We start from the raw sequence: 20,479 nt of genomic DNA, 5'->3' as shown, positions 1-20,479 counted from the left end.
GACGGCGGGGACGGCGGAGTTGGCAGGGACGGCGTAGAGGCCGGCGACGGCTCAGGCGGCGCGGTGCCCGGTGCCGGGGCGCCCGGTGCCGGGGCGCCCGGTGCCGGGGTGTCCGGTGCCGGGGTGTCCGTCGTCATGGAGTTCGGTGTCATGGAGTTCGGTGTCGGAGCGCCCGGCCCCGGCCCGGGCGGGCTCGCGCCGGTCTGACCCGGGGTACGCCGCAGCGCCGGGAAGCTCCTCGATGGGCAGCCGGCCGGCCTCCCGGTAACCGACCCGCTCCTGGTCGGTCGGCGAGAGCGCCACGAACGCCGAGGCGAGGAAGAGGAAGGAGCCGAGGCCGACGGCCAGCGGGAAGACGAACTCCATCGGACTGGCCCCGCCGAGACCGGTCCGGGTGGGATCCAGCCGGACGTGGAGGGCGGCCATGCCGGTGTAGTGCATGCAGCTGACGGCGAGGCCCATGCCCATCGCGGCGGCCGCGGCCGCGTAGACGTTGCGGATGGTGACGGCGGCCCAGAGCGCGGCGGTGGCGGCGCCGACCGCGACCAGCACGGACAGCGCGACCGTCCCGGCGTCGTAGTGCAGGCCGCCGTGCATCCGTACCGCCGCCATGCCCAGGTAGTGCATCGCGGCGACGCCGAGGCCGGTGGTGACGCCGCCGGAGAGCAGGGAGAGGCCACGGTGCCGGCCGTAGCAGACCACGGTCAGACCGAGGCCGGTGACCAGCACCGCGACGACGAGGCTGAGGACGGTCAGCGGCACGTTGTAGCGCAGTTCGGTGCCGTCGACGGTGAAGCCGAACATGGCGACGAAGTGCATGGTCCAGATGCCGGAGCCGATCGCGGCGGCAGCCGTGATCAGCCAGTTCCGCCGGGCCGGGCCGCTCGTGGCCAGGCCGCGCAGCGTGCAGCGCAGCCCGAGGGCGGCGCCGGCACAGGCCATCAGGTACGAGAGGGCGGGAGTCAGCCAGCTCAGGCTGAGATGGTTGAGGGTGCCCATGGGACCTCCGGTCGACCGGTCGGGCCCGGGGGCGGTCCACGGCGCGCCCGGGCTCCCCGGGCCGGGCGGACTGCATACGAATGGCATATGCCACCCGCATGTGCGCTTCCGGCCTGGGGTGCGTGGGACGCTATCGAGGGGTCGGAATCGGTCAGGCGAAGATCTGAAAAGCTGCCCGCGAGACGAGGACGGTGTGTTCGAATGACCCGGTCCTGTACCCGGCGGACGACAGACGGCACGGTGAACGGCACAGGGCGGGCGAGCGACGGACAGCGAACAGATCACAGGTAACAGATCACAGCTGACAGACTCTGAAATCTGTCAGCTGAAATCTGTCATCTGTCCGCTGAACCCCGTCCGCCGCCCACTCCCGCGTCCTCACTCGTACTCGGTGCCCCCCTTGCGAGTCAGGTAGGCGTCACTGACCACCTTGGCGATCGCCCGCCCGCCGAGCGCCAGGCTCCACCGCTCGGTCACCGGCCGCACCACCACACCCTCCCGCAGGTGCAGTTCGCGCCCGGAGACGCTCTCCCGGCCCCCGGCGAACCCCAGCACCGTCTCCAGGTCGAACGGGCCGCGCCACAGCTCGGGCGCCAACGGCAGCTCCCCATCCAGCAGTTCGGCCGCGGACAGCCAGGTCGGCTGCCCGTCGACCACGGCCGACACGTCGAACGCCGCATAGCCGGACCGCCCAGTGCGCGCCGAGACCCCGTAGGCGAGGTCCTGCACCCCCTCACCGAACACCTCGCCGAAGATGCCGACCCGCTCGGCCCCGAGCCGCTCCGCCAGTCGGGCCGCCACCGCCGGGATGTCGTACGCGCGCACCGTCCGCCAGTACAGGTTTCGCTCGTCCTCGATCAGTGCCAGCCCCTGCGCGCCGATGCCCTTGGACGACACCCGCACCTCACCGGTGGCGGCGACGTACGTGACCAGGCAGCAGGTGCCGTGCAGCTTCTCGGTCAGCACCACCGGCTCGCCCGGCTCGAAGACGTCGGGGTAGCGCTTGAGGTTCTCCATGTCCACCCAGGGCAGCAGGTCCGGCGCGCTGACCACCTCGCCGCTCATCGACGTCGGCACCGGCGGCTGCCACTTGACGACCCCGAGCAGCTCCGCGAAGTCCTCGCCCCGCTCGGCCGCGGCGGCCAGGTCCGCGTCGGCGAGCGCGGCGGGCCGGCAGACGATGCCCTGGGACAGCTCACCGCGCAGCCGTACCGCCCGCACCCGGTTCGCCCGGGCGCCGGCCAGCTTGCCGGTCAGCCCCAGCTCATCGATCAACTCCTCGGGGAGGACGGACTGTTCGGGGATGTAGACGGCGTGGTCCCCGGTCCGGTACACGCCCTTCGCGACCACCGCCCGGTAGAGGCCGACCTGTGCGAGCTCCAGGGCATCGGCGTTCGGGTGCTCCAGGATGGTCAGCTTCTCGGCGGTGACGCGCAGCGTGGACATGGACGGACTCCTCCCTTGGTCGGCCGCGGCGGCTCATCGGGCCGTTCGGGCCGTTCGTACGGACGGCGACCACTGTGGCCGTCCGACCACCCCTGGCGCGACACAATTTCCGCGCGCCCCCTGCCGCCACCCGCACCACCCCCCACCAGGCCCGTTCCCGCCTTCCACCGGCAGCCCGGCGGCCCGCACCAGGCCCGCACCAGCCACGCACGAGCCCCACCCCAGCCCCGCCCTTGCAAAGCCATAGGGGGTTTATCACTCGCATTTGCGACACTATGATCGCCCTAATGGCCGCACCTACAACCAGTCCCTCGCGCCCTCCCGGCGCGCGCCCTGGAGGGGAAGCACCGATGAGCACCCGAACCACCACCACGCGCAGACTCGCCGTCGCCGCCGCGGCGGCCCTCGCCCTCAGCCTCGGGGCCACCGCCTGCGGCAGCAGCGGCAGCGGCAGCGGCAGCGGCAGCGGCAGCGGCAACGGCAGCGGCAGCGGCAGCGGCAGCGGCAACGGCAGCGGCAGCGGCAGCGGCAACGGCAACGGCAACGGCAACAGCGCGAAGCCATCCGGTTCCAGGCCCTCCGGCACCATCACCGTCTTCGCCGCCGCCTCGCTCAAGGAGAGCTTCACCGACCTGGGCAAGAAGTTCGAGGCCGCCAACCCGGGCACCAAGGTCACCTTCAACTTCGGCGGCAGCTCCAGCCTCGCGACCAGCATCAAATCCGGTGCCCCGGCGGACGTCTTCGCCGCCGCCAGCCCGGCCACCATGAAGACCGTGACGGACGCGGGCGGTGCCGACGGACAGCCGACGACCTTCGTCAAGAACACGCTCACCATCGCCGTCCCCAAGGGCAACCCCAAGCACATCGCGGGCCTCAAGGACCTGACCGGCTCCGGCGTGAAGGTCGCCCTGTGCGCGAAGGAGGTGCCCTGCGGCGGCGCCGCCCAGAGCGCGCTCAAGGCCGCCGACCTCAACCTGACTCCGGTCACCCTGGAGCAGGACGTCAAGGGCGCGCTCACCAAGGTCGAACTGGGCGAGGTCGACGCCTCGCTGGTGTACCGCACCGATGTGCGGGCCGATGCTGCGAAGATCGACGGTGTGGACTTCCCCGAGGCCGACAAGGCCGTGAACGACTACCCGATCGCCGCCCTCGCCAAGGCCCCGAACAGGGACGGCGCCGCCGCCTTCCTCGCGTACGTCCAGTCGCCCGAGGCCAAGCAGGTGCTGACCGCCGCGGGCTTCCAGGCCCCGTGAACGACCGCACCACCGACCCCGGGACGAACCGTTCGGGCCAAGGCCGCACCCCCGGCGGTGCGGCAGCACCCGCGAAGGCCCTGCCGCGCCGCCGCCCGAGCGCACACCGCGGGGTCCCGGCCGCCCTGCTGCTCCCGGCGCTGCTCGGGCTGGCGTTCCTGATCCTGCCGCTGGTCGGCCTGCTGGTCCGGGCGCCCTGGAGCGGTCTGTCCGAGCAGCTCACCAGCACCGCCGTCTGGGACGCGCTGCGCCTGTCGCTGATCAGCGCGACCGCCGCCACCGCGGTGTCGCTGGTCCTCGGCGTCCCGCTGGCCTGGCTGCTCGCCCGCACCGAGCTGCCCGGCCGGCGGGTGATCCGGGCGCTGGTCACCCTGCCGCTGGTGCTGCCGCCGGTGGTCGGCGGTGTGGCACTGCTGCTGGTGCTCGGGAGGCGCGGCATCGTCGGCTCCTGGCTGGACTCGGCCTTCGGCATCACACTGCCGTTCACCACCACCGGGGTCGTGATCGCCGAGGCGTTCGTGGCGATGCCCTTCCTGGTGATCAGCGTCGAGGGCGCACTGCGGGCCGCCGACCCCCGCTACGAGGAGGCCGCCGCGACCCTGGGCGCCTCCCGGCTGACCGCGTTCCGGCGGGTCACCCTGCCGCTGATCGCCCCGGGGATCGCGGCCGGCGCCGTCCTGGCCTGGGCCCGGGCGCTCGGCGAGTTCGGCGCGACGATCACCTTCGCGGGCAATTTCCCGGGCCGCACCCAGACCATGCCGCTGGCGGTCTACCTGGCCATGGAGTCGGACCCGCAGGCGGCGATCGCGCTGTCGCTCGTCCTGCTGGTGGTCTCCGTCGCCGTCCTGGTGGGTCTGCGCGACCGCTGGCTGTCGACGCCGTGACCCGGCCCGCGCCCTCGGACTCGCGCTCGGCCTCCCCCTCGGGTGCCCACTCGGACACCCCTTCGGACGCCCCTTCGGACACCTGGACGCCGCCCCGATGAGCCCCACGCCCCCTGTGCCCTCCACACCCCCCACGGGCGCCGACAGCCCCCCCGGCCCCGCCCTGGACGCCCGCCTGCGGGTCGAGCGCGCCACGTTCGCCCTCGACCTCACCCTCGCCGCCGCCCCCGGCGAGGTGGTCGCCCTGCTCGGCCCCAACGGCGCCGGCAAGTCCACCGCCCTGCGCGCCCTCGCCGGACTGCTTCCGCTCACCGGCGGCCATCTGCGCCTGGACGGCCGCCTCCTGGAGGACCCGGCGCAGCGCGTGCACACCCCCGCCGAGGAGCGGCCGGTCGGCGTGGTGTTCCAGGACTACCTGCTGTTCCCGCACCTGAGCGCGCTCGACAACGTCGCCTTCGGCCCGCGTTGCCAGGGCCGTCCCAAACGCGAGGCGCGGGCCGAGGCGGCCGGCTGGCTGGAGCGGATGGGCCTGGCCGACCACGCCTCGTCCCGCCCCGGCCGGCTCTCCGGCGGCCAGGCCCAGCGGGTGGCACTCGCCCGCGCCCTGGCCGTTCACCCCCGGCTGCTCCTGCTGGACGAGCCGCTGGCCGCCCTGGACGCCCGCACCCGGCTCGACGTACGAGCCCAACTGCGGCGCCACCTGGCCGAGTTCGAGGCCGTCGCGGTGCTGGTGACGCACGACCCGCTGGACGCCATGGTGCTGGCCGACCGTCTGGTGGTGATCGAGGACGGGCAGGAGGTGCAGTCCGGCAGCCCGGCCGAGGTGGCACGGCGCCCGCGCACCGACTACATCGCCCGGCTGGTCGGACTGAACCTGTACCAGGGCCGGGCCGAGGGCGGTCGGGTCACGCTCCCGGACGGCACGGTCCTGGCCACCACCGAGGAGTTGCACGGCCCGGCCTTCGTGGCCTTCCCGCCCTCCGCCGTGACCCTCTACCGGGAGCGCCCGCAGACCAGCGCGCGCAACCTGTGGAAGGCCGAGGTCACCGGGCTGGACCTGCACGGCGACCAGGTCCGCGCCGAACTCGTCGGCGACCTGCCGATGGCCGCCGACCTGACCCCGGCCGCCGTCGCGGAGCTGGAACTGGCCCCCGGCGCCGCGGTCTGGGCGTCGGTCAAGGCCGCCCAGACCCACGCCTACCCGGCCTGACCGCCCACCGGCACGTCACCGAAGCCGCCGCTTCGCTTGGCCACCACGCCCGGGCCGCCCAGGCGAGGTCATTCCGACGGCTCGACGAACCCCGACTCGTACGCCGCGATCACCGCCTGGGTGCGGTCCCGCGCGCCCAGCTTCGCCAGCACGCTGCTGACGTGCGTCTTCACCGTCTGTACGCCGAGGAACAGTTGCTCGGCGATCTCCCCGTTGCTGAGGCCGCGCGCGACCAGCCGCAGCACCTCCGCCTCGCGTTCGGTCAGCGCCGCCCGTTCCATCGCCGCGCGGGCGCTCGGGTTGCCGTGCCCGGCCGCCAGGCGACGGATCGCGGCCGGGAACAGCAGCGACTCCCCCGCCGCCGCCAGCCGTACCGCGTGGGCGATCTCGGCCGGGCGGCTGCGCTTGAGCAGGAAGCCGTCGGCGCCCGCGCGCAGCGCCTGGTAGACGTAGTCGTCGTTCTCGAAGGTGGTCACGACCAGGATGCGTGGCGGCCGCTCCCCCGGCGCACCGGGGCGCAGCAGTTCGCGGGTGGCCGCCAGGCCGTCCAGGACCGGCATCCGGACGTCCATCAGCACCACGTGCGGGCGCAGCGCGCGGGCCAGGGTGACGGCCTGCGCGCCGTCGGCCGCCTCGCCGACCACCCTCAGGTCCCCTTGCGCCTCCAGGACGGCCCGCAGGCCGGCCCGGACCAGTTCCTCGTCGTCGGCGAGCAGGATGTCCGTCGTACCGGCGGCTCCGCGGCCGCCCCGGTCTGCCGCATCGAGATCGTTCGTCACGAGCCCAAGCGTAGGGGCAGCCGGACGCTCAGCACCCACTCCCCGCCGCTGTCCCCGGACGCCCCCGCCGTCGGCTCGACCTCTGCCGTCGCACCTGCCGCCGCACCCGCCGTCGCCTCCCCGCCGAGCAGCGCGGCGCGCTCGCGGATGCCGCGCAGCCCCTTGCCGCCCTTGCGCGTTCCGCCCTTGCCCGCACCGGCCGCCGAACGCCCGGAGCCGGGCAGCCGGTTGGCGCAGCGCAGTTCCAACTGCCCGTCCTGCACGGCGATCCGGAGGTCGACCGGCTCGCCGGGTGCGTACTTGAGCGCGTTGGTGATCCCCTCCTGGACGATCCGGTAGGACTCCCGGGAGAGCACCCCGGGCAGCGTGCCGGGCGGCACGTCGATCCGCGCCTCGACCGGGCTGCCGGCTGCCCGGGCGGTGTCGAAGAGCGCGGGCAGCTGGTCGATGCCGGGCTGTTCGGTGGCCACCCCGCTTACCCCGGACGGGGTCTCGCGGAGCAGGACGAGGGTGCGTTCGAGGTCCTCCATGGCCAAGCGGCCGGTCTCCTCGATGACTTCGAGGGCCTTGGCGACGAAGGCCGGATCCCCGACCTCGCGCGCGGCGCCGGCCTGAAGGACCGTCACCGTCAGCGCGTGGCCGATCGAATCGTGCAGCTCCCGGGCCAACCGGTTGCGCTCCAGCAGCCGTTCGGCCCGCAGTTCCGCCTCGGCCAGCCGCTCCACCGGGGAGGGGCCCAGCATCCGTACCGACATGGCCAGTTGGAGACGACCGGCGAGGACCAGGAACCAGCCGAAGCCGAGCACCAGCAGCGGGGTGAACGGGAGGTACCAGAGCGCGTCCGGACCGGTCAGCCGGCCGTAGCACGCGGCGGCGCCGAAGGACAGCGCGAAGCCGGCCACCGACCCGAGCGCGACCCGACCGATCAACCAGCCCGCCGTACGCCGCCGGTCGGCCCAGGTGCGGGAGGGTTCGGTGGCGATGTCCTCCTCGCGATCGGGCACCAGCAGCAGCCGCGCCTGCACCCCTTCGGCCCGCCGCGCCGCCGGGATCAGGGCGACGGCCGCGAGCAGCAGGCAGTCCAGCGGGACGGCCGCCATCAGGATCTCGCCGAGGCCCTTCCGGTACGTCCCCGGATAGATCATCAGCACGACGCCCGCGAAGATCCACCCGACCAGCAGGTGCAGCATCCGCGCGTACGTGACACCGGCCACCAGCGGTGCGAGGAACCCGGGAACCGCGCGCCCGGGAACCGCGCACCCGGACACCGTGCCGCCTGCCGCCGCGTTCTCCCGCCCAATGGCTCCGAACACCGCGCTCCTCAGCGCTTCGATCTTGGACATCGGGCCATCCTGCCAGGTCGGGGCCGGCTCCCGGATCCCGCGCCGGGCGCCCGCGGCCTCCCTCCCGAGAGGGAGGCCGCTCCCCGCCCCGGCGGGATCCGCCGCACCGGCCCGTTCCGGTCGAATGGAGCCACCGCCCGGGGCCGACCACAGCGAGCACCGGAGCGGACCACCGACGACGAGATGAGGGGAGCCGGCCGTGATCGAGATCCAGGGCCTGACCAAGGAGTACGACGGCCGGCGCGTCGTCGACGACCTGACCTTCGAGGTCCGGCCCGGCGTGGTCACCGGCTTCCTCGGCCCGAACGGCGCCGGCAAGAGCACCACCATGCGCCTGATCCTGGGACTCGACCGGCCGACCGCCGGACACGCACTGGTCGACGGCCGGCCGTACCCCGAACTCCCCTCCCCGCTGCGGACGGTCGGCGCCCTGCTGGACGCCCAGGCGCTGCACGGCGGCCGGACCGCCCACGGCCACCTGCGCTGGCTCGCCGCGAGCAACGGGCTGCCGGGGCGCCGGGTCGACGAGGTGCTCGGCCAGGTCGGCCTGGCGGACGCGGCCGGACGGCGGATCCGGGGCTTCTCGCTCGGCATGCGCCAGCGCCTCGGAGTGGCCGCCGCGCTGCTCGGCGACCCGCCGGTCCTCATGCTGGACGAACCGGTGAACGGCCTCGACCCGGAAGGCATCCGCTGGATCCGCACCCTGCTGCGCGACCTGGCCGCCGAGGGCCGGGCGGTGCTGGTCTCCTCCCACCTGATGACAGAAATGGCGCTCACCGCCGACCACTTGGTGGTGATCGGGCGCGGTCGGCTGCTCGCCGACGCCGCCACCGCCGAGTTCATCGATCGCCACGGCCGGAGCCGGATCCGGGTCCGCGCCGTCAACCCGGCCAAGCTCGCCGACCTGCTCGGCGACCCCGGCCACGGCCTCGACGCCACCCGAGTCGACGGCGGAGCCTGGGAGGTGAGCGGCGCCGAACCCGAGCGGATCGCCTCGCTCGCCGCCGCCAACGGCGTGGTGCTGTACGAGATCGCCGTGCAACAGGACTCCCTGGAGGAGGCGTTCATGCGCATGACCGCCGACAGCGTCGAGTACCGTGCGGAGGCCGTCGCATGAGCGCGCCGGTCCTCGTCCTCAACGCCCTGCGCGCCGAACGGATCAAGCTCACCACCCTCCGCTCGCTCTGGATCACCCCGCTGCTCTCCCTCGTGCTCACCGCAGGGGGCACCACCGCCGTCGGCGCCGCCCTCAGCGGCAAGGAGCACAACATCACCGACGATCCGGGCGTCGGCGTCTTCTACGGGCTCAACTTCGGTCAGGCGGCGCTGATCTGCTTCGCCATCCTGCTGATCGGCCAGGAGTTCGACACCCGCATGATCGACGTGTCACTCACCGCCGTGCCTCGCCGCGGCCGACTGTACGGCGCCAAGCTGGCGCTCGGCGCGCTGGTCGGACTGGCCGTCGGCACCATCGGCACGGCGGGCGCCTTCGCCGGGTACGCGGTCACCGTTCCCGCCGACTGGGACGGGCCCGCCTTCGCACGCAGCGCCGTCGCCGGAGTGCTCTACCAGACGATGCTGGTGGTGCTCTGCCTCGGGACGACCGCCCTGCTGGGCAACCTCACCGTCGCCATGGGCCTGCTGGTCCCGTCCTTCTTCCTGCTCACCCCGCTGCTCAGCGGCGTGCCCGGGGTCCGCGTGGTGGTGCAGTTCCTGCCCGACCGGGCCGGCCAATACGCGCTGCGGTACGCCGACGACCCGAAGGTCGTCTACGGCCACTGGACCGGACTGCTGATCATGGCGCTCTGGACGGCGCTGGCGGCATACGGCGGCCTGCGCGCCCTTCGACGCGCCAAGTGACCTCAAGGGAAAGGGAGATGGGAACAACGATGAGCACGACTGCCGACGCTCTGCGCGCCGAACGGATCAAGTTCACCACGCTGCCCTCGCAGTGGGCGGCACCACTGGTCGCCCTCGCGCTGACCGTCGGCATCACGGCGGCCGTCAACGCCGCGTACGGGACGAAGGACCACGCCTCCGACAAGGACCCGGCCCTCGGGATCTTCTACGGACTCAACTTCGGCAACGTCGGGGTGGCCTGCCTCGGCATCCTGCTGATCGGCCAGGAGTTCAACACCCGCATGATCGGCACCTCGCTCACCGCCGTCCCCCTGCGCGGCCGGATGTACGGCGCCAAGCTCACCCTCGGGGCCGGGCTGGGCCTGCTGCTCGGACTGGCCTCGACCGCGGGTTCGTTCCTGGTCGTCGGCACCACCGTCGGCCTGGACCTCTCCACCCCGGGCCTGGCCCGCAGTTTCCTCGCCGGGGTGCTGTACCACCCGATGATGGTGCTGCTCTGCCTCGGACTGACCGCGGCCCTGGGCAACCTGAGCGCCGCGCTCGGCCTGCTCACCCCGCTGGTGTTCCTGGGGACCACCTGGCTGGCCGCCATCCCCGGCGTCCGCGAACTCGGCCAGTTCCTGCCCGACCGGGCCGGCCTCTACGCGACGCGCACCCAGACCGAGCCGGGCATCCACTACGGCCACTGGACCGGACTGCTCATCATGGCGCTCTGGACCGCCCTGGCGGTCTACGGCGGCCTGCGAGCGATGCGGCGGTACGAACACAGCTGACGGGCGACAGGAGGAGGCTGAGCGAGAGCCCGCCGACGAGCCCCCACGCGAATTCGCCACCAGGACGAACGCTGCCTGACGCGGCAGTAGTGGAGCCGCCGCCGTCGATCCCGACGGTGGCGGCTCCACCGGCTTCAACACACGTGGTCACCGCACGGGACGCTCAAGGCGGGCCGCGCGAACGTCAACTCCGGCCCAGGGCCGTGGAAACACACGCCCGCGCCGAACGGTATGAACGGACCACGCGAGAGTGGAAGCGAACTAGTTCGAGGACTGTCGTCGAGCGTTCGGCAGGTGAGAACACCTCATGCGAAAGTGATCGAAGTTCACCCTCGGTGATACTGGTTTGTCCGTCGTTTGATATGACCATGTCTCTCGACTTGGTCTTCCCCCTCCGCAGGGCGAGTCGACGGACCACACCTATCGAAGCGGCATCGGCGCCGCGTGTGACCGTCAGGATCGATTGCCCGGCTTCAGGGTCATGACCGCCATGAAGTGGGCGCCCTCGGCTGTGATCTCCTTGATCGACCACGGCGTTCCGTCGACCAGTTCGTGCAGGTCCGCAGCGGTCGGCCACAGGTAGTCGTACCAGTGCGTGGCCACGCCGAAGTACCGGTCGCGCACGCGTTGCTGCCCGGCGAACCGCCCTTCGGCGAGGTTGCGGGCGGCGTAGTCCTTCATCTCGGGACTGGCGAACTCGCTCGGGTCGAACCCCACGCCGAGCAGCACCCCTCCCGGTGCCGTCACCGCGGCGAGGCGCGACAGAACCTCCGGACCGCGCTCCCGGCTCTCCAAGAGCCCCAGGTTCTGTCCGCCGAGCAGGATCGTGTCGAAGGAGCCGAGCCCCGGCTCCACGTCGCCGACGACGCCGTCGATCACCTCGACACCGCGCTCACGGGCGATCGCGACAGCCCCCGGGGACGGCTCCAGCCCGAGCACCTCCAGCCCGCGACCCCGCAGCTCCACCGCATGCCGGCCGGGACCGCAACCCACGTCCAGGACACGGCCGCGGGCCGCCTCGCAGGCCCACCGCTCCCCAACGGTCCACTCCTCGAAGGGCGCGAAGTACTGGGCCACATCCATGGCCACGACCATGGCGTCATCCCGCTCGATGACGTGGTAGGCCACGCCACTCGCCCCGCCCCGGGCCCAGCAGTGTGACAGCGCCCGCCCGAAGGCGTCTCCGATGCGTGGTTCGGCTGGTCGGATTCTCACGGACATCGACCTCTCGGGGTATGCGGGAATGAACCGCCCTCGTCGGCACGGTTGTCACCCGGCAGGTGGTGGGCCGTTCCTCGCGACCGCGCTGCCTCGGCGCCTGACGCGGCAGCAGTGGAGCCGCCGCCGTCGATCCCGACGGTGGCGGCTCCACTGGCTTCGACACACACGTGGTCACTGCACGGGACGCTCAAGGCGGGCCGCGCGAACGTCAACTCCGGCCCGGGGTCGTGGAAACACCGGTGGGCCTCACGTTCGGTTCCTCGTGTGAACCCGTCGAGCTCGGGGTCAGTTCGGCGGCCAGGCCCAGAACTTGCCGAGGCTGGTCGTGAAGACGCGACGGATCGCTGCCATGTCGATCACCTCCCTTCGGTGTCGTTGACGGGCCGTCGGCCCAAGGGTCAGTTCGGCGGCCACAGCCAAGCCTGACGAAGGCTGGTCGTGAAGACGCGACGGATCGCTGCCATGTCGATCACCTCCCTTCGGTGTCGTTGACGGGCCGACGACCCAAGGGTCAGTTCGGCGGCCACAGCCAAGCCTGACGAAGGCTGGTCGTGAAGACGCGACGGATCGCTGCCATGTCGATCACCCCCTTTCGGTGTCGCCGGGTCGTGTCGTCGGCGGTTCGCCGACTGGGAGACAGCAGGGCGGTCACGCGCGGGCCCTGCGGAGGTTGGTCGTGAGGACGCAACGGATCGCTGCCACGGCGGTCAGCTCGTTGCGGTGTCCCGGGCCCGCCTTCCGGCGTGGCTCATCGGGCGGAACGCCGGCTGCGAACCCGGAACCGGGTACGGCTCGGCCGGGACGTGACGACGCGGCACACGATGGCCGTGTCGTTCAGTCCCTCCCGGCAGCGTGGAGCTGTCCGACGCTGCGGTGGAGGGTGAAGGGCCGAGGGACGGCGCCCTCGATCATGACGGGGCGCGTGTCGCCCCCGGTGACGCTCACCCGGGCACCGTCGGTGAGGACGGTCAGCGCGTCGGTCATCAGCTCCATCGCCACCGCCGCGCTGGAGCAGATGAAGGGACCCGCGCCGAACGGTATGAACGGCCCCCGCTCGGGTTCACCCCAGCGTTCGGGGCGGAACACGTCGTGGTCGGTCCAGCCCTGTTCGGCATGGTGCATGAGATACGGGCTGGTGGAAACGAATTCGCCCGCCTTGAAGGAGACACCGTTGATCTCGGTGTCATGCGGAACGGCCCGGCCGACCATCCACACCATGGGACGGTGCCGCATGGCCTCACGGACGATCCAGTCCGCCGGCCACGGCAGCGGAGAATCCGAGGCGTGATGCATGAAAGCCAGCAGGACGGACCACGCGAGAGTGGAAGCGGACGGCGCCACCGACGAACGGTACATCGTTCCGAACAATGCGGACACGGTTTCATCCGGCAGTGATTCCGAGCACGTGGCGAGCAGCGCGTCCAGTACGTCACGTGGCTCTTCTGCGGGATTCTTTCGACGCCGGGCGACCTCTTCGGTGAAAGCCTGATTGAATTTCGTTCGCAGGAATTCCGCGCGTATTCGCTGCCGGACGGTCGGCGCCTGGAACATGATGCCGCCGTGGACGCCCCGGTCCATGAGATCCCGCAGGTGCCCCGGACTTTCCGGATGCAACAGGATGTCCCTCATCGACCGGTACACCAGGTCGATGCCGGCGGCGGGCCACTGACTGGCGGCCGGCAGCCGGGACACCTCGACCGCGAGCGCCACCCGGTACTCGGGCAGCTGCGAGCGCAGCAGATTGCGGACCGCGCGGCCCACCTCGATCTGCGCCTCGCGGGTCGGCAGCATGTCGGAGAAGAAGGCCGACCGACCGCTGTTGAACTCCGCATCGCGCAGCACCGAATGCGCCTTTGCGGTATCGGTCACGCACCAGCCGCCCCACGGTATCCGCAGCATGCCGTTCGAGCCGCGATCACGCAGGTATTCAAGATATTCGAACGCGTCATGTCGAAGCCGACGCCTGTAGCCCCCCATCGAACAACTCCCCGGTCCGTCCTGGCATACCGGGCGTGAAACGTCGTCCCGGCTGCGCCGACCCTTGTTTATGGTCCGTCAGTTCGAAGACTTTAGTCGAGCGTTCGACATGTGGGAATAGCTGGCGCGGAAGTGCCATAAGTTCACGCTCGGTAATACCGGTTTCCCGCCCTCCGATTTGATCATTTCTCTTGACTTGATCTCCCCCCTCCGTGGGGCGAGCCGACTTCCACGCAAAGGATCAAGATCCCGAAATCCCCCCGGCCTTTCCGGGCGGACCCGCCCGGCGCAGGAGCCGACCAGGTGGGGCGGCCCGCGGGGACGGCCCGCCGGCGGCGATCGGCGCGGGCAAGCAGTAGCCGGCCGGTTCGCCCGGTGAGACGTCGTCACGGACCGCCCCTGCCGACACGGCATCGGCGCCGCGCGTGACCGACCTTCCCTGCCGACGGGCGGCAGGGGACGGCGGACACCCGCCGCTCGCTATCCGCTACCGCAGCGCCGGATGCTCCGCGATCACCGTGCAGCTGCCCGGCGCGATCTCGGTGAAGCCCGCGTCCTGGACCACCGGCAGCCCGCTGCGGACGAGTTCCTCCCACGCCTCCGGCGAGGCCGCCGTCCGGACCGCGAGTGCGAAGCCGCTCTCGGCCCACTCCTTGCGCTGCGCCTCGTCCAGCCGCCACCAGGCGAGCTGGGCGGCGTGACCGGTCTGCGCCATCGTCTTGCCCGCGCTCATCTCCAGCTCCGGGTTGAGCCACAGCACCGGCAGACCGGGCTCGGGCGCGCCGATCTCGGCCGTCTCCTCCAGGTCGGTCCCCGACACCTGGAGCTTGGCGAGTTCCTTCGGCCAGCCGTCCAGCGGGACCGGCGGGAACACCCGCACCTCCGCCTCCCGGCCGTGGACCGTGATGCCCGGCAGCTCGCCCGCCCGCCGCCACTCGCCGCCCCGGGCCCGTCGGACCACCTTGCGGATCCGGGCGTCCTCCCAGGCCGCGACCCGCTCCGCCCACTCGCCGTCCGCCTCGGTCACCCGCGGGTCGGCCAGCAGGGTCAGCACCGCCCGCGCCGAGGTCTCCAGCGCGTCCGTCCGGCCCGGCGGAGTGGTCCGCTCCAGCCGGACGAGCAGCGGCAGCACGTACTGCGGCCGCGCGTCGCGGTCCTCGGGCTCCGGGGCGTCGACGAGGTCAGCCGGGTCGACGGGGTCGGTGGGCTCGACGGGGTCGGCGGCAGGAGCAGAGGGCGCGGAAACGGGAGTCGGGGCATCGGAAGCAGAAGTCACCCGTCCAGGATGCCAGTCGCGCCCCGACCCCAGCCCATGCCCCCAGCCCTGACCGGCCGGTCAGCGCCGGTCAGCGCCGGTCAGCGCCGGTAGCCGCGCTGCGGATCCCGCTCCTCCGCGTCCTCGTACATCAGGAACCAGCCCTCCGGGTGGGTGGCCGCCAGCAGCGCCTCGGTCCGCTGCTCCGCCCCCAGCTCCGGATCGCCGTCGTCCGGCCCGTAGACGCCGAACAGCTCGTCCTGGCAGCCATCCCAGTCGTAGTCGTAGAGGTCGGCCGGAAGGTCGCCCATCATGTCCGCCACCGACTCGGGCTGCGCGCCGAGCAGCGCCCGGGCGTCCACCAGGGCCATCCGCAGCGCGATCTCCTCGGCCAGGCAGCGCGGCAGCGGCCACTCACCGAGCGCGAGGTCGTCGGCGAGGTCGTCGAAGGCCCGGGCCATCGCGCGGCGCCAGCCCCGGTGCATGCCCCAGGTGCGCTGGGGCAGCCGGGAGAAGACCGTCCAGTCGGTGTCCTCGCCCTCGATGACCGGCTCGTCCGCGTGCTCGTCGAAGTCGTCGTAGGCGGCGTCGGCCAGCCCGATCAGCTGGGCGTGGAGCAGGCAGGCCGTGCGCGGGGTGAGCGTCCAGTCCGCGCCCGCGCCGCCTTCCTCCCCGTCGCCGTCCAGCGGGAACAGGTCGGCGAAGTCCGGCGTGAAGTCCTCGGTGAGGCTGATCTCCAGCGTGCCGCCGATCGCCTCGACCCCGGGGATGGCGGCCACCAGCCGGTCCGGATGCAGCAGCGCGCCGAGCGCCGCGTTGGCGTCCTCGGCGACCTCGCGCAGCAGTTCGCGGCGCTGGCCGGCCGGGTCGATGCCTTCGAAGTCCAGTTCCTCGACGGCCCTGATCGCGGCCGCGCGCAAGGCCGGCCAGTCGGTGATCCGCAGGCCCAGCACCACCGTCGCCTCGATCTCCTGCGCGCCGGAGTCCTCCGCCGCGCCCGGCCCCTGTGGATGATCGCTTCGCTCGCCCATGGGGCTAACGGTACGGCTTTTCGGTCCGCCGATCACCGGTGCGGACCAGCTTCCGAAAGCGTTCTCGGCCACTACCCGGCCCCGCCTCGATCACTCGGACGCAGGACTTGGCAGGATATGCCCCATGGCTGACATCAATGAGTACGGCGGCGGGCAGGGCCCGAACGCCGACGTCCTGGTCGTGACCACCAACGACATCCCCGGCTTCCGGGTCGACCACGTGATCGGCGAGGTCTTCGGGCTGACGGTCCGCAGCCGCCACATCGGCAGTCAGATCGGTGCCGGTCTGAAGTCGCTGATCGGCGGCGAGCTGCGCGGTCTGACGAAGACCCTGGTCGAGAGCCGCAACGAGGCGATGCAGCGACTGGTCGAGCAGACCAAGGCGCGCGGCGGCAACGCCGTCCTGATGATGCGCTTCGACGTCACGGAGGCCGCTGACGTCGGCACCGAGGTCTGCGCGTACGGCACCGCCGCGGTGATCTCCCCGGTCGCCTGAGTTCCTCGTCCGCGCCCCCGCTGACGGAACCTCGGCGGGAGGGACGCACGGGAGCGCGCGGGACCGGCGGGAACACCCGCCGAACCCCCGATGTTTCACCGGCGTGACTGTTTACGGTGCAACCAATGGCGCTCCCCAACGCGTGGACGTCCTGGTGGTGGGCGCCGGGCAGGCGGGTCTGTCCGCCGCCTACCACCTGCGCCGCCGCGGCTTCGCCCCCTACCGGGCCGGAGTCGACGGCGGCTTCGTCGTGCTCGACGCCGACACCGCGCCCGGCGGTGCCTGGGCGCACCGCTCGCCGTCCCTGCGGATGGCCACCGTGCACGGCGTCCACGACCTCCCGGACGAGGAACTCCCGCCGCCGGACCCCGAGGCCCCCGCGCGCGAGGTGGTGCCGGAGTACTTCGCGGCGTACGAGGCCCGGCACGCGCTCCCGGTCGTACGCCCGGTCACGGTGCGCGCCGTACGCGCCGAGTCCGAGCGCCCGGACTCCCCGCTGCTGGTCGAGACCGACCGCGGCAACTGGTCCACCCGCGCGCTGATCAACGCCACCGGCACCTGGACCCGCCCGTTCCTCCCCCACTACCCGGGCCACTTCGCCGGTCGCCAACTGCACTACGCCGAGTACCGCGGCCCCGAGGAGTTCGCGGGCAAGCGCGTGCTGGTGGTGGGCGGCGGCGCCTCGGCGATCCAGGTGCTGTCGGAGGTGGCGGCGGTCGGCGAGACGGTGTGGGTCACCCGCTCCGAGCCCGTCTACCACGACGGGCCGTTCACCCCCGAGTACGGGCGCTCGGTGGTCGCCAAGGTCGAGGAGCGGGTCCGCCAGGGTCTGCCGGTGCGCAGCGTGGTGAGCGTGACCGGGCTCGGCCCGTCCGTCGCCCTCCGGCGGGCCGAGGCGCTGGGCGCACTGCGCCGCCGGCCGATGTTCGACCGGCTGACCGAGCGCGGGGTCGCCTGGGGCGAGGAGGAGCTGGCGGTGGACGCGATCGTCTGGGCGACCGGGTTCCGGCCCGAAGTCGGACACCTCGCCCCGCTCGGGCTTCGCTCCCCCGGCGGCGGCATCGCGCTCACCGGCACCCGCGCCACCGCCGACCCCCGGGTCCACCTGGTCGGCTACGGTCCGTCGGCCAGCACCGTCGGCGCCAACCGGGCCGGGCGCGCGGCCGTCAACGACCTGGTCAAGCTGCTCGGGGACCCGGCGAGTGGGAACCCCGCAGGTGGCAGCTCAACAGGCGGCAGCCCGGCGAGCGGCAGCCCGGTGCCCGGGAGCCCGGTCATGGAACCCGTCGCGGTCTGAGACTCGGGGTCGCTCAGCGGTCGTAGTCGACCGTCACCCGGTCGGTGGTCGGGCGGGCCTGGCAGGTGAGGACGTAGCCGGCGGCCAGCTCCTTCTCCTCCAGCGCGAAGTTGCGGCGCATCTCCACCTCGCCCTCGGTCACCAGGGCGCGGCAGGTGCCGCAGACCCCGCCCTTGCAGGCGAACGGCAGGTCGGGGCGGGAGCGCTGGGCGCCGTCCAGGATCGAGCGGTCGCGCGGGAGGGTGAGGGTGCTGCCGCGGCCGTCGAGGACGACGGTGACCTCGCTGCGCGGGCCCGCCGCGGCGTCGGACTTGTCGTCCGACCCGTCCCAGTTCTCGTCGCGCTCCGGGAGCGGCTCGTCCTCGGCGTGGAACAGCTCCTGGTGCACCCGCTCGCCCGGTACCTCCAGCTCGGCGAGCAGGTCCTTCGCCCCGGTGACCAGGCCGAACGGGCCGCACAGCCACCAGTGCCCGACGCTTGCGACGTCCACCAGCGCCGCCAGCAGTGCCCGTACCCGGTCCGGGTCCAGCCGGCCGCTGAGCAGTTCGGCGTCCCTGGTCTCCCGGGAGAGCACGTGGACCAGCTGGAAGCGGTCGAGGTAGCGGTCCTTCAGGTCGGCCAGCTCGTCCGCGAACATCACGCTGTCGCTGCGCCGGTTGCCGTAGAGCAGGGTGACGGTGGAGGTGTGGTCGGCGGCCAGCACGGACGCGGCGATCGACAGCATCGGGGTGATGCCGGAGCCGGCCGCCAGCAGCACGTGGTCGGCGGGGACGCCGAGGTCGGGGGTGAACAGGCCGGAGGGCGTCAGGACCTCCACCTCCTCGCCGGGCCGGGCCTCGCGCACCAGCCAGCGCGAAAACAGCCCGCCGGGCACCTCCCGGACGGCGATCCGCAGCGGCCCGCCGACCGGGGCGCAGATCGAGTACGAGCGGCGCTCGTCGGCGCCGTCCACCAGCTTGCGCAGGGTCAGGGTCTGCCCGGGGCGGAAGGCGTACTGCTCCGCCAGCCCGTCCGGCACCGCGAAGGTCACCGCGACGGCGTCATCGCAGAGCCGCTCGACCCGCTCGATCCGCAGCCGGTGGAAGGTCGGACGGCGGGCCGGGCGGATGCCGGTGTCGGGGGTGGCGGCGGCGGAGGCGGCAGCAGCGGCGGGCATTCAGATCTCCTTGACGCGTTCGAACGGCTCGCGGCAGGCCCGGCAGCGCCAGAGCGCCTTGCAGGCGGTGGAGCCGAAGCGGGACAGCTCCTCCGTGTCGGTGCCGCCGCATTGCGGGCACGGCACGGGGGGCACGGTCGCGGTTCCGGTGCGGGTCGGGCCGAGGGTGAGCGCGACCGGTCCGGCCGCGACGGCGGCGGTCGGGCGGGGTGGGGCGATGCCCGCTTCGGCCAGCTTGCGGCGGCCCTCGGCGGTGATCAGGTCGGTGGACCACGGCGGGTCCAGCCGCAGCCGCACCCGGACGTCCGGGTACCCGGCCGCGCGCAGCCGGCGGTCCACGTCGGCGGCCATCTCGGCGACGGCGGGGCAGCCCGAGTAGGTCGGGGTCAGCCAGGCGGTGACCGTGCCACCGACGCCGTCCGCCTCGACCTCGGCCAGGACGCCGAGATCCGCCAGGGTGAGCATCGGCAGCTCCGGGTCCGGGACGGCCGCGGCGACCGCCCAGGCCAGGTCACGGGCGGTGGCGCCGGTCGTACCAGCGGTGCCCGCCGTACCCGCCATGGCCGCGATGCCCGTCACCACGTCGCCCCCGGGTGGGCCCGGGCCAGCACCTGGAGCTCGGCGAGCAGCGGGCCGAGCGCCTCGGTGTGCACGCCGTCCCGGCCGGCCCGGCCGAGGACGGTGGCCAGCGGCGGTACGTCCGGCACGGTCAGCCCGGCCTCGGTGAGGACGGCGGCGAGCGAGCGCAGCACCGGCTCGCGCAGCGCCGCCGGGTCGACGCCCGCCCGCAGCTCCACCGGGTGCCCCGTGAACAGCTCCTCCAGCAGCGGCCAGACGGCGTCCAGCCCGGCCTGCATCCGCTCGGCGGAGTACGGCGTGCCGTCGCCGAGGCGCAGCGTCCAGGCGGTGGCGTACTCCCGGTGGTACGCCAGCTCCTTGACGCCCCGGGCGGCCACCGCCGCCAGCACCGGGTCGGGGTGCGCGCTCAGCGCCTCGTACAGGGCGCCGCGCGCGGTGGAGAACAGCAGCAGCCGGGCGATCGAGTACGCGAAGTCGCCGTTCGGCGTCTCCACCAGGCGGACGTTGCGGAACTCGTGCTCCTCGCGCCAGTACGCCAGGTCGTCCTCGGTGCGGCCGGTGCCGTCCGCCTGACCGGCCCGGGTGAGCAGCAGGCGGGCCTGGCCGAGCAGGTCCAGGCCCAGGTTGGCGAGCGCGACCTCCTCCTCCAGCTCGGGCGCCCGGGTGCACCACTCGATCAGCCGCTGGGCGAGGACCAGCGCGTCGTCGCCCAGCATCTGGCAGTAGGCGGCGAGGTCGGCGCCGTCCAGGCCGGCGGGCAGGGCGGTGTCCACGCCGAGCAGCGGGTCGGCGAAGCCCGTCCCGTACGCCCAGCGGCCCTCGCCCTCGGGGCCGGGGGCGGCGTCGGCGAGGCTGAGGTAGACGTGGTCGTCCTCGCCGGTGGTGGTGCCGGTGGTGGCGGACGTGGTGTGGTCGTGCAC

The 20,479-nt window shown here is 73.0% G+C and carries 19 protein-coding genes; 8 read left to right on the top strand and 11 right to left on the bottom strand.

The features are described 5' to 3' along the window. Window positions 1-51 precede the first annotated feature (51 nt). Both QWJ13_RS15205 and QWJ13_RS15200 read right to left on the bottom strand, forming a co-directional pair. Entirely contained in the window at window positions 52-999 is a 948-nt protein-coding gene (locus QWJ13_RS15205) for an MHYT domain-containing protein (RefSeq protein WP_316524792.1), read from the bottom strand. Between the two features lie 378 nt (window positions 1,000-1,377). Continuing rightward, window positions 1,378-2,445 carry an RNA ligase (ATP) gene (locus QWJ13_RS15200; protein WP_316524789.1) on the bottom strand — a complete coding sequence of 356 codons (1,068 nt, stop codon included), beginning with the start codon at window positions 2,443-2,445 and terminating at the stop codon, window positions 1,378-1,380. A gap of 350 nt (window positions 2,446-2,795) precedes the next feature. On the opposite strand from QWJ13_RS15200, the gene modA reads away from it, so the two are divergent. The 3 genes from modA (at window position 2,796) to QWJ13_RS15185 (ending at window position 5,792) form a co-directional block, all read left to right on the top strand. After that, the gene (gene modA, locus QWJ13_RS15195; RefSeq protein WP_316524787.1) at window positions 2,796-3,698 is read left to right on the top strand and encodes a molybdate ABC transporter substrate-binding protein; all 903 of its coding nucleotides are present in this window, start codon (window positions 2,796-2,798) and stop codon (window positions 3,696-3,698) included. A gap of 80 nt (window positions 3,699-3,778) precedes the next feature. After that, the gene (locus tag QWJ13_RS15190; RefSeq protein WP_316525201.1) at window positions 3,779-4,582 is read left to right on the top strand and encodes an ABC transporter permease; all 804 of its coding nucleotides are present in this window, start codon (window positions 3,779-3,781) and stop codon (window positions 4,580-4,582) included. A gap of 97 nt (window positions 4,583-4,679) precedes the next feature. Further along, window positions 4,680-5,792 (top strand): ABC transporter ATP-binding protein, encoded by a 1,113-nt coding sequence (locus QWJ13_RS15185; RefSeq protein ID WP_432277511.1) that lies wholly within the window; start codon window positions 4,680-4,682, stop codon window positions 5,790-5,792. A 68-nt stretch (window positions 5,793-5,860) separates the two neighbouring features. Here QWJ13_RS15185 and QWJ13_RS15180 read toward each other — a convergent pair whose 3' ends face one another. Together QWJ13_RS15180 and QWJ13_RS15175 are read right to left on the bottom strand one after the other, a co-directional pair. Then, complete coding sequence (locus tag QWJ13_RS15180) at window positions 5,861-6,571, bottom strand: response regulator transcription factor (protein ID WP_316524783.1); 711 nt, start codon at window positions 6,569-6,571, stop codon at window positions 5,861-5,863. After that, complete coding sequence (locus QWJ13_RS15175; RefSeq protein WP_316524780.1) at window positions 6,568-7,914, bottom strand: sensor histidine kinase; 1,347 nt, start codon at window positions 7,912-7,914, stop codon at window positions 6,568-6,570. The genes QWJ13_RS15180 and QWJ13_RS15175 overlap by 4 nt, the downstream gene beginning before the upstream one ends. Window positions 7,915-8,113: 199 nt before the next feature. On the opposite strand from QWJ13_RS15175, the gene QWJ13_RS15170 reads away from it, so the two are divergent. The 3 genes from QWJ13_RS15170 to QWJ13_RS15160 are packed head-to-tail and all read left to right on the top strand — an operon-like array spanning window position 8,114 to window position 10,547. Further along, window positions 8,114-9,031, top strand: a complete 918-nt coding sequence (locus QWJ13_RS15170; protein WP_316524778.1) for an ATP-binding cassette domain-containing protein — start codon at window positions 8,114-8,116, stop codon at window positions 9,029-9,031. Beyond that, complete coding sequence (locus QWJ13_RS15165; RefSeq protein ID WP_316524776.1) at window positions 9,028-9,774, top strand: hypothetical protein; 747 nt, start codon at window positions 9,028-9,030, stop codon at window positions 9,772-9,774. The genes QWJ13_RS15170 and QWJ13_RS15165 overlap by 4 nt, the downstream gene beginning before the upstream one ends. Before the next feature lie 29 nt (window positions 9,775-9,803). Then, a complete protein-coding gene (locus QWJ13_RS15160) occupies window positions 9,804-10,547 on the top strand; it encodes a hypothetical protein (RefSeq protein ID WP_316524774.1) in 744 nt (247 codons plus the stop codon). A gap of 453 nt (window positions 10,548-11,000) precedes the next feature. Here QWJ13_RS15160 and QWJ13_RS15155 read toward each other — a convergent pair whose 3' ends face one another. The 4 genes from QWJ13_RS15155 to QWJ13_RS15140 all read right to left on the bottom strand — a co-directional run bounded on the left by QWJ13_RS15155 (window position 11,001) and on the right by QWJ13_RS15140 (window position 16,031). Further along, window positions 11,001-11,675 (bottom strand): class I SAM-dependent methyltransferase, encoded by a 675-nt coding sequence (locus QWJ13_RS15155; protein ID WP_316524773.1) that lies wholly within the window; start codon window positions 11,673-11,675, stop codon window positions 11,001-11,003. Window positions 11,676-12,602: 927 nt separating this feature from the next. Beyond that, the gene (locus tag QWJ13_RS15150; protein ID WP_316524770.1) at window positions 12,603-13,745 is read right to left on the bottom strand and encodes a cytochrome P450; all 1,143 of its coding nucleotides are present in this window, start codon (window positions 13,743-13,745) and stop codon (window positions 12,603-12,605) included. 487 nt (window positions 13,746-14,232) lie between these two features. Continuing rightward, window positions 14,233-15,021: an aminoacyl-tRNA hydrolase gene (locus QWJ13_RS15145; RefSeq protein ID WP_316524768.1), complete on the bottom strand. Its 789-nt coding sequence runs from the start codon at window positions 15,019-15,021 to the stop codon at window positions 14,233-14,235. A gap of 80 nt (window positions 15,022-15,101) precedes the next feature. Then, the gene (locus QWJ13_RS15140; RefSeq protein ID WP_316524766.1) at window positions 15,102-16,031 is read right to left on the bottom strand and encodes a hypothetical protein; all 930 of its coding nucleotides are present in this window, start codon (window positions 16,029-16,031) and stop codon (window positions 15,102-15,104) included. Window positions 16,032-16,155: 124 nt separating this feature from the next. On the opposite strand from QWJ13_RS15140, the gene QWJ13_RS15135 reads away from it, so the two are divergent. Continuing rightward, window positions 16,156-16,527, top strand: a complete 372-nt coding sequence (locus QWJ13_RS15135; protein WP_316524764.1) for a YbjQ family protein — start codon at window positions 16,156-16,158, stop codon at window positions 16,525-16,527. A 142-nt stretch (window positions 16,528-16,669) separates the two neighbouring features. Further along, window positions 16,670-17,824 (top strand): NAD(P)-binding domain-containing protein, encoded by a 1,155-nt coding sequence (locus QWJ13_RS15130; protein WP_316524762.1) that lies wholly within the window; start codon window positions 16,670-16,672, stop codon window positions 17,822-17,824. A gap of 13 nt (window positions 17,825-17,837) precedes the next feature. Here QWJ13_RS15130 and paaE read toward each other — a convergent pair whose 3' ends face one another. From paaE to paaC, 3 genes are read right to left on the bottom strand one after another with little or no spacing between them, the layout of a single operon-like run. Continuing rightward, window positions 17,838-18,980: a 1,2-phenylacetyl-CoA epoxidase subunit PaaE gene (paaE, locus tag QWJ13_RS15125; RefSeq protein WP_316524760.1), complete on the bottom strand. Its 1,143-nt coding sequence runs from the start codon at window positions 18,978-18,980 to the stop codon at window positions 17,838-17,840. Further along, window positions 18,981-19,541, bottom strand: a complete 561-nt coding sequence (paaD, locus tag QWJ13_RS15120; protein ID WP_316525200.1) for a 1,2-phenylacetyl-CoA epoxidase subunit PaaD — start codon at window positions 19,539-19,541, stop codon at window positions 18,981-18,983. It lies immediately after the preceding gene. Between the two features lie 14 nt (window positions 19,542-19,555). Further along, window positions 19,556-20,479 (bottom strand): 1,2-phenylacetyl-CoA epoxidase subunit PaaC, encoded by a 924-nt coding sequence (gene paaC / locus QWJ13_RS15115; protein WP_316524758.1) that lies wholly within the window; start codon window positions 20,477-20,479, stop codon window positions 19,556-19,558.

Origin of the sequence: Kitasatospora brasiliensis, assembly GCF_032654805.1 — a bacterium.
Lineage (GTDB): Bacteria > Actinomycetota > Actinomycetes > Streptomycetales > Streptomycetaceae > Kitasatospora > Kitasatospora brasiliensis.
This window is presented reverse-complemented; position numbering and strand designations above follow the sequence as displayed.